The 274-nt window shown below is 67.9% G+C and carries 1 protein-coding gene; it reads right to left on the reverse strand.

What is annotated here, in order from left to right; all coding sequences use genetic code 11:
• A partial coding sequence (locus tag ACZ3GY_RS23960) for a hypothetical protein (RefSeq protein WP_465912227.1) occupies positions 1-274 on the reverse strand: 274 nt, incomplete at both ends.

Below are 274 nucleotides of genomic sequence, written 5' to 3' on the forward strand. Positions count from 1 at the left end.
TCAGCGTCTGGTAGACGCCGCTGGTGACCGACCCCAGGAAGTCCGAGCGCGGTGCCGCGCTGATGGACAGCCAGGCCAGTCCGGCGGGATCACGGTAGAGGCGAAAGGCCACCTCGATCTTGCTGCCTTCGCTGCGCGATCCCAGCAGGATCAGCTTGTCCGGCTCGGGCGGGTGCGTGCCCAGATAGCGCTGCACTTCCGCGAAAGCCTGCCGCACCAGCGGCGACTTGCTCTGTCCGGCATTGAGCCGCAGCGGTTCGCCACCGTTCTCGCC

The sequence above is a fragment of the Pseudomonas sp. PME37.24/006 genome, from assembly GCF_055556635.1.